The following is an 11289-nucleotide window of genomic DNA, read 5'->3' as shown; positions in this document are numbered from 1 at the left end:
GATGACGGGCACGGTTGCGCCCGTCAGTCAGCCTCGAGGCCGGTCTTCGGACTTCCCAGGTCTGGCCTGGGTCACCGCAGCGGGCCCTGTGCCGGATTTGCACCGGCTTCCCGATTCTCCCCGTGAGGGGCACCTCGAGACTGTGATCGCAAGACTAACGCTTGTCGTCGTACGCCCATAGGTCGCCGGTGAGGACCGGACGCCTCAGCCGATATCGTCAGCCGCATGAGCACACGGGTCACGGTCGTCGGGATCGGCGCGGACGGCTGGACCGGACTGACGGCCCGGGCCAGGGACCTGGTCGAGGCGGCCGACGTCGTGCTGGGCGGTGAGCGGCACCTCGCGATGCTGCCCCCGGCGGAGCAGGTGCGACAGGCGTGGCCGTCACCGTTGCGCGAAGGCCTGCCGGCCCTGCTCGAGCAGCACGTCGGCAAGGGTGTGGTGGCTCTCGCCTCGGGCGATCCGCTGGTCTCCGGCATCGCGACGACGCTGGTCGACCTGCTCGGCAAGGACGCCGTCGAGGTGGTGCCCGCGCTGTCCTCCGTCGCCCTGGCCCGCGCCCGCATGCGCTGGTCGGCCGAGTCGACCGAGGTCGTGACGCTCGTGGGGCGGGACCCGCACCTCGTGGCCCGCTCGTTGGCGCCCGGTCTGCGGCTGCTCGTGCTGTCGTCGGACGGGTCGACTCCGGCCGAGGTCGCCGGGCTGCTCACGACCGCGGGCTACGGCGCGAGCCCCATGACCGTCCTGGCCGACCTGGGCTCGGAGAGCGAGTCGCGGACGGACGGGGTGGCCGCGTCATGGGGCGACCAGCCCGCACCCGACCTCAACGTCGTGGCGGTCGAGCTCGTGAGCTCCGGTGCGACCGTCCTCGGCTTCACCGCTGGGCTCCCCGAGGGGGCTTTCGACCACGACGGCCAGATCACCAAGCGGGACGTACGCGCGTCGGCGCTGGCCCGGCTCGCGCCCCTGCCGGGGCAGCTGCTCTGGGACGTCGGCGCCGGTGCCGGCTCCGTCGCGATCGAGTGGATGCGCGCCCACCCGACCTGCCGGTCGATCGCGATCGAGGCGCGCGAGGACCGCTCGGCGCGGATCGTCCGCAATGCCTCGATGCTGGGCGTGCCGTCGTTGGAGGTGCTGACCGGGCACGCTCCCGAGGCGCTCGGCGACCTGGAGGCACCGCACGCGATCTTCGTCGGTGGCGGCGCGACCGAGGACGGTGTGCTCGACGCGTGCTGGTCCGCGCTCCGGCCGGGCGGCCGTCTCGTCGTGCACGGTGTGACGCTCGAGACCGAGGCGGTGCTGGCCGTCCGATACGCGCGACTCGGCGGCGAGCTGACCCGCCTGCACGTCGAGCACGCAGCGCCGATCGGCACCTTCACCGGCTGGACCCCCGCTCGCGCCATCATGCAGTGGGCCGTGACCAAGGGCGACGCGGCATGACCGTCCACTTCGTCGGCGCCGGGCCGGGGGCGGCCGACCTCATCACCCTGCGCGCCGTCGCGCTCCTCAACGCCGCAGACGTGTGCGTCTACGCCGGCACCTACATCGACCACGCCGTGCTCGACCACTGTCCCGACGGCGCCCAGCTCGTCGACACGCAGGACCTCGACCTCGACCAGATCACCGCGCGCATCGTCGAGGCCCACGCCGCTGGGCTCGAGGTCGTACGTCTGTGCTCCGGCGACCCGTCGATCTACTCCGCGCTCCACGAGCAGACCAAGCGGCTCGAGTCCCACGGCGTGCCGTGGGACGTGACCCCGGGCGTGCCGGCGTACGCGGCAGCGGCAGCCCTGCTCGGTGCCGAGCTCACGGTGCCCGAGGTCGTGCAGTCGGTCGTGCTGACCCGCATGCAGGCGCGCTCGACCGCGATGCCCTCCGGCGAGGCGTTGTCCGGCTTCGCGGCCACCGGCGCGACCCTCGTCCTGCACCTCGCGATCACCCGCACGCGTACGCTCGCCGCCGAGCTCGCAGAGTCCTACGGCGCCGAGTGCCCCGTCGCGGTCGTGGCGAACGCCAGCCAGCCCAGCGAGGTCGTGCTGCGCGGCACCCTCGGCGACATCGCGGACCAGGTCGAGGCCGCGGGGCTGCGTCAGGCTGCGGTGATCCTGGTGGGCCAGGCGCTCGCAGAGGACGTACGCGGCGGGGAGTCCTACCTCTACGACCCGGCGCGCGACCGGTCGGCCAAGCGGCGCTGACCTGCTGATCGCCAGGCGTCGCGCGCCAGGGTGAAGGCGAGCGGGAGCAGGATCGCCGAGAGCACGGCAGCGATGGCGAGGGTCGTCCAGACGTGGGCGTCGAGCAGCACGCCCAGGGCCAGGAACCCGGGTCCGCTCAGGGCCATCAGGGCGCACAGGGCGTAGCTCGCGAAGCGCCAGTTGCGCCCCGGGGGTGTCACCTCAGTCACGGTGACATCCTGTCATAAGGTGGCCGTCAGGTGGTGGAGCGGGGAGTCCAGACCTGGCCTGCGGCGGTCACCCGGGAGCCGGAGGCGCCGACGATCAGCAGGCACTTCATGTCGATCGACATCGGGTCGAGGTCGGCCAAGGTCGTCACGGTCAGCGACTCCTCGGCGCGGCCGATGTCGCGGCCGACGATCACGACGGTGTCTGCCGAACGATGCTCGAGCAGGACCCGGCGGGCGTCGGCGACCTGCGTCGTACGGGATCGGGAGGCGGGGTTGTAGACGGCCAGCACGAGGTCGGCCTCGGCGACGGCCCGCAGCCGCTTCTCGATCAGCGCCCACGGCTTGAGCCGGTCGGACAGGCTCATGACCGCGAAGTCGCCGCCGATCGGTGCTCCGGCGCGGGCGGCCACGACCTGGACCGCAGAGAGCCCCGGCAGGACACGGACCGGGACGTCGGCGTACTCCTCGTCCTCGGCGGCCTCGAACACGGCCGCGGCCATGCCGAAGATGCCGGCGTCGCCACCCGACACGACCGCGACGCGTTCGCCCTTGAGCGCCAGGTCGAGGGCGAGGCGGGCTCGGTCGACCTCGACCGTGTTGCCCGACGCGTGCCGGGTCAGGCCCTCGCGCTGCGGGACCCGGTTGACGTACGGCGCATAGCCGACGACGTGCTGCACGTCGGCAAGCGCGGCGGTCACCTCCGGGGTGATCCAGTGGTCCGGGCCCGGGCCGAGCCCGATGACGAGCACCTCGGCCGCTCCGCCGGCCGACGCTGTCGAGGCCTCGGGACCTTCCGACAGGGTCGAGGAGCGCTGGCCGGTGTCCCCGGGGACGACGATGAGCGAGAAGTACGGGACCGAGGCCGCGTCGACGTCGGCGACCGGCAGCCAGCGCTCCTCCGGCATCGAGGCGCGCTCGACGTACAGGGCGCCCTCGAGGCGGCCGGCCTGGCGGAGTGCCGAGACGACCTTGGGGAACGTGCGGCCGAGCTTCATGATGATCGCGCCGTCGGTGTCGGCGAGCCGTCGCGCGAGCTCGGGCTCCGGCAGCGTGCCGGGCAGGATCGTCAGCACGTCGGTCTGCCGCACGAGCGGCGCGGCGGTGGTCGCGGTGGCCGCGGCGAACGCCGGCACGCCCGGGACGACCTCGGTCTCGAACCGGTCGGCGAGGCGGTCGTGCATGTACATGTAGGACCCGTAGAACAGCGGGTCACCCTCGGCCAGCACCACGACCGACCGGCCGGCCTCGAGATGCACCGCGAGCCGGGCCGCGCACTCCTCGTAGAACTCGGCCATCGCGCCGGCATAGCCGCCGGGGTGCTCCGTCGTGCCGGTGGTCACCGGATAACGCAGCTCCTCCTCGATCGCGCCCTCGGGGATGAGGTCGGCGGCGATGCGCCGCGCGTTGGACTGCTTGCCGACGCCGGCGTGGTACGCGATGACGTCGGCCGCGGCGATGAGTCGCGCGGCCTTGAGGGTGATCAGCTCGGGGTCGCCGGGGCCGAGCCCGACACCGTGGAGCCGGCCGGTCACTCGCGCTCCTGGGCGAGGGCGTTGAGTGCCGAGGCGGCCATCGCGGAGCCACCGCGGCGGCCGTGGACCGCCAGGTAGGGGATGTCGAGCTCGAAGGCGGCAAGAGCCTCCTTGGACTCCGCCGCCCCGATGAACCCGACGGGGGTGCCGATGATGGCCGCGGGCCGCGGCGCCCCGTCGAGCAGCATCTCGAGCAGGTGGAACAGTGCGGTCGGCGCGTTGCCGAACGCGACGACCGCGCCCTCGAGCCGCTCCTCCCACAACGACACAGCGGCGGCCGAGCGCGTCGTCGCCCACTCCTTGGCCAGTGCCGGAACCCGCTCGTCGCGCAGCAGGCACAGGACCTCGTTGTCCTTCGGCAGGCGGGCCCGCGTGACGCCGGAGGCCACCATGGTCGCGTCGGTCAGGATCGGGGCGCCGGACTCGAGCGCGTCGCGCGCCGCGGTCACGAGGCCGGGGTGGATGTCGAGATCGCGGGTCAGGTCGACCTGTCCGCACGCGTGCACCATCCGTACGGCGACCTTCTCCGCATCCACCGGCAGGTGCGACAGCTCGGCCTCGGCGCGGATCGTGGCGAACGAGTCGACATAGATCGCGGGCCCGTCGGCGACGTAGTCGTAGCGGCGAGTCGGTTGCTTGGGGGTCACGGGGCGCTCTCCAGGTCGGGGATGACGATGCTGCGCCACGGCGTCACGATCACCTCGGAGCCGGCACGGCCCAGGATCTCGGCGGCGAGCTCGGGGGTGAGCAGGCCGTCGGGCACCGCCAGGTGCTCGGCGCTGCGGCCGTCGTCCTGCGCGATGATGCCGTACGGCGGCGGGAGGGCGCTGACCTGGGTCCGCAGGTCACGCGCGTGATGGATGCCGAGCAGCTCGGCGCCGCCCTCAGGAAGCTCGTCGACGTGCCAGAGGGCGGTCTCGCCGTCACCTCGCGACGCGAGGAACGCCGCGGCGTACGACAGCAGGGCACCGGGCGCCTCGTCCAGCGGGACCAGCGGTCCCCAGTGGTGGGAACCGGCCCGCAGCTGGGCGGTCTCGGCGTCGACCGCCATCAGGCCGAGGTCGAGGGAGCGCGACGAGACGTCGCCGCGGCCGTCGTCGAGGACGAACAGGAAGCGGCCGGCCAGGGCGGCGAAGTCGGGCTCCGCGCACAGCAGGTGGTCGAGCGTGCGCGCCGTCTCGCGCAGGTCGGCTCGGCCCGCGACCCGACCCGTGAGCGGCGACACCATGATGTTGCGCACGAGCTCATGGCTCGGCGACGGCAGGAGGCCGCTCTCGGCGATCGCGTCCACGAGCACCGCCGGCACGCAGCCGTCGGAGTGGTCGATGCCGCGGAGCTGCAGGTTGGTCCGCTTGGTCAGCAGGATCGTGCCGTCGGCGTAGTCGGCGGCGATGCCGACCAGGTCACGCAGGGCTGAGGTCTGCAGCACGCCGCCGACGAGCCGGAGCCGGACGATCGCGCCGTCGCCCGCGATCCACGGGCGCAGGACCCCGGGGCACCGGTCGGGGTGGGAACGATTCGTCACCCCGTCATGGTGTCACGGCCGTGCCGGACGATCCTGCGGCCGGTCATGCCGGAGTCGGCGCCTCGTCGAGGACGCAGTCACCGCAGATCCCGGCGCCCGGGACGCGGTAGAACAGGCAGCACGAACGACGTACGAACGTGGGCCCCGTGAGGTCGCCGGTGCCGGTGAGGGTGCCGTGCTCCAGGAGCTGCGTCACGAGCTGCGTCGCGATCGCGGCACGATCCGGGCGGGCGGTCCGCAGCATCGCCAGTGCGCCGGCGAGGCTCGATGTGACATTGCCCCACAGGACCTGCGAGGAGATCCCGAACGTACGTCCGAACGCCTCGAGGACCGGGGCGACGAGGTCGACCAGCACGCGAGTGTCGAGGTCCTCGGCGAGATCGCCGGTCGCCCGCGAGCCGTCGGTCGCGGAGCGCGCCAGCGGCCACGGGCCGCCGGTCACCGGCTGCCACCACAACGCGTCGAGGTGCAGGTCGGGAACCCGGTCGGCGAGGGCGGCGGCGGCGAACGCGGGGGACACGAGCCGGGCGGCCAGACCGAGGAACACGATCGAGGCCGTCGCGCGCTCCTCGATCTCGTCGACCGGGACACGCGACCGTTCGGCCAGCATCGAGCGCGCCGTGGTCACGCGCTCGGCGAGCACGTCGGGCCGGTCGATCAGCTCGGTCAGCGGGCGCCAGCCGGCATCGGCGATCCAGCGGTCGAGGACGAAGAAGGGCCCGACCTCGGCGGCGAGGTCGAGGGCCATGTCGTCCTCGTCGGGCATCAGCCGTTGGTGCCGCTGGGCAGCCCTGTCGTACGCACCTCGGCGACGTCGCCTCGGGCCGCACGGGCCGAGGCCTGCCCGGCCAGCGCGTCGGCGGCCACGTTGAGGGGCCACACCGTGAGGTCGGTCAGGTGCGCCTTGACCTTCTGGAAGAACACGGGAGCGCCGGCGTCGCGGCGCGCCTGCATCAAGGCGTAGATCGCCTGGACGATCTCGACGTTGGCGACCGTCTCCTTCTTGGAGTTGCGCCACCCGTTGCGGGCCCACCCGCTGGCCCACGTCGTCGAGCAGCCGATCGTGTAGGACGAGTCGGCCTGGATCACGAGAGGGCGATCGGCGAAGTCGCGCAACGCGTTCTCGACGGCCAGCAGCTCCCCGATGTTGTTGGTGCCCTGCAGCAGCCCGCCGCACGCCGAGGCGCCGTCGTCCGCGACGTACGCCCAGCCGGTCGGACCCGGGTTGGTGACGCACGATCCGTCGGTGCCGACGACGATGGCGCTGGGCTGGCTGAGGATGTCCGCGGCTGATCGGGTGAGAGTCACGTCGGCCAGTATGACTCCTGATCGGCCCGGTAGGCTGACGAGCACTTCCACGTCGCAGGAATCCGGTGCAACTCCGGAGCGGTTCCGCCACTGTGTCGCCGTCAGGCCAGCCAGACACTGGGCGTGGAGCAACCCACCAGACGGGGCGAGAACCCCGAGGAGGAACATGACGCGCATCGCGCTGTTGTCCACGTCCGACACCGACCTGCTGTCGGCCCGCGCGAGCGGGGCCGACTACACGTACGCCAACCCGGCCCGTCCGGGGCACCAGGAGATGGCGGCGGCGATCGAGTCGGCGGACCTCGTGGTCGCCCGCATCCTCGGGTCTCCGCAGGACCTGTGCGAGGGCTTCGAGCGCATCCGGGCGACCGGCAAGCCGATGGTCGTCCTGGGCGGCGAGCAGACCCCCAACGCCGAGCTCATGGAGCAGTCGACGGTGCCGATCGGCATCTGCGCCGACGCCCACGTCTACCTCGCCGAGGGCGGCCCGGCCAACCTCGCCCAGCTGCACGCGTTCCTCTCCGACACCGTCCTGCTGACGGGAGAGGGCTTCGAGCCGCCCGCCGTCCTGCCCGAGTTCGGGGTCGTGCCCCGGAGCTCGGAGGGCTTGGACACGTCTGGAAAGTCTCCCGAGCCCCACTCACGCAAGGCGAGAGTCGGCGTCTTGTACTACCGGGCGCACGAGGCATCCGGGAACAGCGCGTTCGCGCACCAGCTCGCCGACGCGATCGACGCGACCGGTCAGGCGTACGGCGTGCCGATCTTCTCGTCCTCGCTCCGGGCTGCGCCGGACGAGCTGTTCACCGAGCTCGGCACCCTCGACGCGCTGGTCGTCACGGTGCTGGCGGCCGGCGGCACCAAGCCCGGCACCGTCAGCGCCGGCGGTGACGACGAGTCGTGGGACGTCGAGCGCATGAAGGCCCTCGACATCCCGATCCTGCAGGGCCTGTGCCTGACGTCGAGCCGGGAGGACTGGGCGGCCTCCGACGATGGTGTCACCCCGCTCGACTCGGCCAACCAGATCGCGATCCCCGAGTTCGACGGCCGCATCATCACCGCGCCGTTCTCGTTCAAGGAGATCGACGAGGACGGCCTGCCGCGCTACGTCGCCGACCCCGAGCGCTGTGCCCGCGTCGCCGGCATCGCGGTCGCCCACGCGCGACTGCGCCACGTCGCGCCCGCGGATCGCAAGATCGTGCTGATGCTGTCGGCGTACCCGACCAAGCACAGCCGGGTCGGCAACGCCGTCGGCCTCGACACCCCGGTGTCGACGATCCGCCTGCTGCGCGAGATGCGCGACGCCGGCTACGACCTCGGCGCGCCCGGAGAGGTCCCCGGCCTGGAGCTGGACGACCTGACCGAGGCCGGCGACGCCCTGATCCACGCCCTCATCGCCGCCGGTGGCCAGGACGAGGAGTGGCTCACCCAGGTGCAGCTGACCGAGAGCCACGTCCGCATCCCGGCAGCGCAGTACGCAGGCTGGTTCGAGGGCTTCCACCCCGACCTGCGCGAGGCGATGCTCGAGGCGTGGGGCCCGGCGCCCGGCAAGCTGTTCGTCAACGACGACCAGGAGATCGTGCTGGCCACGATCCGGGCCGGCAACGTCGTGCTGATGATCCAGCCGCCTCGTGGCTACGGCGAGAACCCCGTCGCGATCTACCACGATCCCGACATGGCGCCGTCGCACCACTACCTGGCCGCCTACCGGTGGGTCGAGCAGGAGTTCGGCGCTCACGCGGTCGTCCATCTCGGCAAGCACGGGTCCATGGAGTGGTTGCCGGGCAAGAACGCCGCGCTCTCCGCGGCCTGCGGCACCGATGCCGCGATCGGCAACCTGCCGCTGATCTATCCGTTCCTCGTCAACGACCCGGGTGAGGGCGCGCAGGCCAAGCGTCGGGCCCACGCCACGATCGTCGACCACCTGATCCCGCCGATGGCGCGCGCGGAGTCATACGGCGACATCGCCAAGCTGGAGCAGCTGCTCGACGAGTACGCCAACATCGCGGCGATGGACCCGGCCAAGCTCCCGGCGATCCGGTCGCAGATCTGGACCCACATGCGGGCCGCGGAGATGCACCGCGACCTCGGCCTCGACGACATCCCGGACGAGGACGACTTCGACGACTTCATCTTCAACGTCGACGGGTGGCTGTGCGAGATCAAGGACGCGCAGATCCGCGACGGCCTGCACGTGCTGGGCCAGGCGCCGTCGGGTGAGGCGCGGGTCAACCTCGTGCTGTCGATCCTGCGGGCCAGCCAGATCTGGGGCGGCGAGACCGGGGCCGTCCCGGGGCTCCGGGCTGCGCTCGGCCTCAAGGCCGATGCGGCTCTCGGCGCCATCGACGAGGTCGAGGAGCAGGCCCGTGGCCTGGTGCAGGGCATGGAGGACGCTGACTGGGACCCGGCGGCTGCCAGGACGCTCACCGACGTGCCCGAGGTCGTGCAGGTGCTCGAGTTCGCCGCGACCGAGGTCGTGCCGCGACTGGCCAGGACCACCGACGAGCTCGACCACGTGCTGCACGCGCTGGAGGGCGGGTTCATCCCGGCCGGCCCCTCGGGCTCGCCACTGCGTGGCCTCGTCAACGTGCTGCCGACCGGCCGCAACTTCTACACCGTGGACCCCAAGGCCGTCCCGTCCCGGCTCGCGTGGGAGACCGGCCGTGCCATGGCCGACTCGCTGATCGAGCGGCACCTCGCCGACACCGGCGAGTACCCCCGCTCGGTCGGGCTGTCGGTCTGGGGCACCTCCGCCATGCGTACGTCCGGCGACGACATCGCCGAGGTGCTGGCGCTGATCGGCGTCGAGCCGGAGTGGGACCCGGCCTCCCGCCGGGTCAACGGCCTGCGGGTCGTCCCGCTCGACGAGCTGGCGCGGCCGCGCATCGACGTGACGGTCCGCATCTCCGGCTTCTTCCGTGATGCCTTCCCGCACGTCATCGGCATCCTCGACGACGCGATCCGCCAGGTCGCCGAGCTCGACGAGCCCGATGCACTCAACTACGTACGTGCGCACGCGCAGCGCGACCTCGCCGAGCACGGCGACGCGCGTCGCTCGACGACCCGGATCTTCGGCTCGAAGCCCGGCTCGTACGGCGCGGGGATCCTCCAGGTCATCGAGGCCGGCAACTGGCGCGACGACAACGACCTCGCCGAGGTCTACACCGCGTGGGGCGGATTCGCGTACGGCCGCGACCTCGACGGCGCTCCGGCGGCCGACGACATGCGGGCCAACTACAAGCGCATCGCGGTGGCCGCCAAGAACATCGACACCCGCGAGCACGACATCGCCGACTCCGACGACTACTTCCAGTACCACGGCGGCATGGTCGCGACGGTGCGCGCGCTCACCGGCTCCGACCCGAAGGCGTACGTCGGCGACTCGACGACGCCGGACGCCGTGCGCACGCGGACCCTGCAGGAGGAGACGACGCGCGTGTTCCGCGCCCGCGTCGTCAACCCGCGCTGGATCGGGGCGATGCAGCGGCACGGCTACAAGGGCGCGTTCGAGCTCGCCGCGACGGTGGACTACCTCTACGGCTTCGACGCCACGACCGGCGTCGTCCACGACTGGATGTACGACACGCTCGCCAAGGAGTACGTCCTCGACGAGGTCAACCAGGACTTCATGAAGAAGTCGAACCCGTGGGCGCTGCGCGGCATCATCGAGCGCCTCAACGAGGCGGCCGACCGCGACCTGTGGGCCGAGCCCGATCCCGAGGTCCTCGCGGCGATGCAGCAGGTCTACCTCGACATCGAGGGCGACCTGGAGGACCGGGCTTGAGGCGCATCCGGGTCATCGGGATCGGCCCCGGCGACCCGGACCAGGTGACGCTCGAGGCGGTCGCCGCGATGCATGCGGTGGCGTACTTCGTCGTGGCCGACAAGGGACCCGACGACCCGCTGCTCGCGGCCCGGCAGGCGCTGCTCACCCGGCATGTCGGGTCGGGCGCCCAGGTCGTGGCCGTGCGCGACCCGGAGCGCGACCGCGCAGATCCTGCCGACTATCGCGGCGCCGTCATCGACTGGCACGAGGCGCGCGCCGAGGCGTACGAGCAGGCGATCCTGGAGCGGCCCGGCGACGTCGGCTTCCTCGTGTGGGGCGACCCCGCGTTCTACGACTCCACGATCCGCATCGTCGAGCGCATCCTCGCGAGGGGCAACGTGGAGGCGGAGTGGGACGTGATCCCGGGCATCTCGAGCCTGCAACTGCTCGCCGCGCGGCACCGGATCGTCCTGCACGAGATCGGCCAGCCCATCACGGTCACGACGGCACGCCGGCTCCGCGCCGCGGTCGCTGCGGGCGCCGACAACATCCTGGTGATGCTGAGCGCCCGCATCGAGCTCGACGGCCTGGCGGACTGGCACATCTGGTGGGGAGCCAACCTCGGCACCTCGAGCGAGAGGCTCGTCGAGGGCCGGGTGGCTGACGTCGCGGCGCAGCTCGACGAAGCCCGCGCCGCCGCCAAGGCCGAAGCGGGCTGGGCCATGGACGCCTACCTCCTGCGTCACGAGGGCTGAGG

The 11289-nt window shown here is 72.2% G+C and carries 10 protein-coding genes and 2 riboswitches; of the genes, 4 read left to right on the top strand and 6 right to left on the bottom strand.

Going from position 1 to position 11289, the window contains the following annotated elements:
• Positions 1 to 19: 19 nt before the first annotated feature.
• Positions 20 to 152, bottom strand: a riboswitch (cobalamin riboswitch).
• Between the two features lie 73 nt (positions 153 to 225).
• Positions 226 to 1440: a precorrin-6y C5,15-methyltransferase (decarboxylating) subunit CbiE gene (gene cbiE / locus AB0N22_RS11140; RefSeq protein ID WP_364639704.1), complete on the top strand. Its 1215-nt coding sequence runs from the start codon at positions 226 to 228 to the stop codon at positions 1438 to 1440.
• Positions 1437 to 2195, top strand: coding sequence for a precorrin-4 C(11)-methyltransferase (cobM, locus tag AB0N22_RS11135; RefSeq protein WP_364639702.1), 759 nt, complete (start codon positions 1437 to 1439; stop codon positions 2193 to 2195). The genes cbiE and cobM overlap by 4 nt, the downstream gene beginning before the upstream one ends.
• Here cobM and AB0N22_RS11130 read toward each other — a convergent pair.
• From AB0N22_RS11130 to AB0N22_RS11105, 6 genes are read right to left on the bottom strand one after another with little or no spacing between them, the layout of a single operon-like run.
• Positions 2156 to 2404 (bottom strand): hypothetical protein, encoded by a 249-nt coding sequence (locus tag AB0N22_RS11130; RefSeq protein WP_364639700.1) that lies wholly within the window; start codon positions 2402 to 2404, stop codon positions 2156 to 2158. The two genes, cobM and AB0N22_RS11130, sit on opposite strands and share 40 nt — an antisense overlap.
• Positions 2405 to 2430: 26 nt before the next feature.
• The gene (locus tag AB0N22_RS11125; protein WP_364639698.1) at positions 2431 to 3936 is read right to left on the bottom strand and encodes a precorrin-2 C(20)-methyltransferase; all 1506 of its coding nucleotides are present in this window, start codon (positions 3934 to 3936) and stop codon (positions 2431 to 2433) included.
• Positions 3933 to 4583, bottom strand: a complete 651-nt coding sequence (locus AB0N22_RS11120) for a precorrin-8X methylmutase (RefSeq protein WP_364639696.1) — start codon at positions 4581 to 4583, stop codon at positions 3933 to 3935. The genes AB0N22_RS11125 and AB0N22_RS11120 overlap by 4 nt, the downstream gene beginning before the upstream one ends.
• Positions 4580 to 5461 carry a nitrite reductase gene (locus AB0N22_RS11115; protein ID WP_364639694.1) on the bottom strand — a complete coding sequence of 294 codons (882 nt, stop codon included), beginning with the start codon at positions 5459 to 5461 and terminating at the stop codon, positions 4580 to 4582. Before AB0N22_RS11115 ends, AB0N22_RS11120 begins: the two co-directional genes overlap by 4 nt.
• Positions 5462 to 5504: 43 nt before the next feature.
• The gene (locus AB0N22_RS11110) at positions 5505 to 6227 is read right to left on the bottom strand and encodes a (2Fe-2S)-binding protein (RefSeq protein WP_364639692.1); all 723 of its coding nucleotides are present in this window, start codon (positions 6225 to 6227) and stop codon (positions 5505 to 5507) included.
• Positions 6227 to 6769, bottom strand: a complete 543-nt coding sequence (locus tag AB0N22_RS11105; protein WP_364639690.1) for a ribonuclease H — start codon at positions 6767 to 6769, stop codon at positions 6227 to 6229. The genes AB0N22_RS11110 and AB0N22_RS11105 overlap by 1 nt, the downstream gene beginning before the upstream one ends.
• 15 nt (positions 6770 to 6784) lie before the next feature.
• A riboswitch (cobalamin riboswitch) is annotated at positions 6785 to 6910 on the top strand.
• A gap of 25 nt (positions 6911 to 6935) precedes the next feature.
• On the opposite strand from AB0N22_RS11105, the gene cobN reads away from it, so the two are divergent.
• Positions 6936 to 10550 carry a cobaltochelatase subunit CobN gene (cobN, locus tag AB0N22_RS11100; protein WP_364639688.1) on the top strand — a complete coding sequence of 1205 codons (3615 nt, stop codon included), beginning with the start codon at positions 6936 to 6938 and terminating at the stop codon, positions 10548 to 10550.
• Complete coding sequence (gene cobF / locus AB0N22_RS11095) at positions 10547 to 11287, top strand: precorrin-6A synthase (deacetylating) (protein ID WP_364639685.1); 741 nt, start codon at positions 10547 to 10549, stop codon at positions 11285 to 11287. The genes cobN and cobF overlap by 4 nt, the downstream gene beginning before the upstream one ends.
• Positions 11288 to 11289: the final 2 nt, after the last annotated feature.

The organism is Aeromicrobium sp. NPDC092404 (assembly GCF_040684095.1).
GTDB lineage: Bacteria > Actinomycetota > Actinomycetes > Propionibacteriales > Nocardioidaceae > Aeromicrobium.
This window is presented reverse-complemented; position numbering and strand designations above follow the sequence as displayed.

Bases quoted from the DNA above. Each gene is read 5' to 3' on its own strand.
- cobM (WP_364639702.1), top strand. From the start codon at position 1,437: ATGACCGTCCACTTCGTCGGCGCCGGGCCGGGGGCGGCCGACCTCATC.
- AB0N22_RS11110 (WP_364639692.1), bottom strand. From the start codon at position 6,227: ATGCCCGACGAGGACGACATGGCCCTCGACCTCGCCGCCGAGGTCGGG.
- cobN (WP_364639688.1), top strand. From the start codon at position 6,936: ATGACGCGCATCGCGCTGTTGTCCACGTCCGACACCGACCTGCTGTCG.
- cbiE (WP_364639704.1), top strand. From the start codon at position 226: ATGAGCACACGGGTCACGGTCGTCGGGATCGGCGCGGACGGCTGGACC.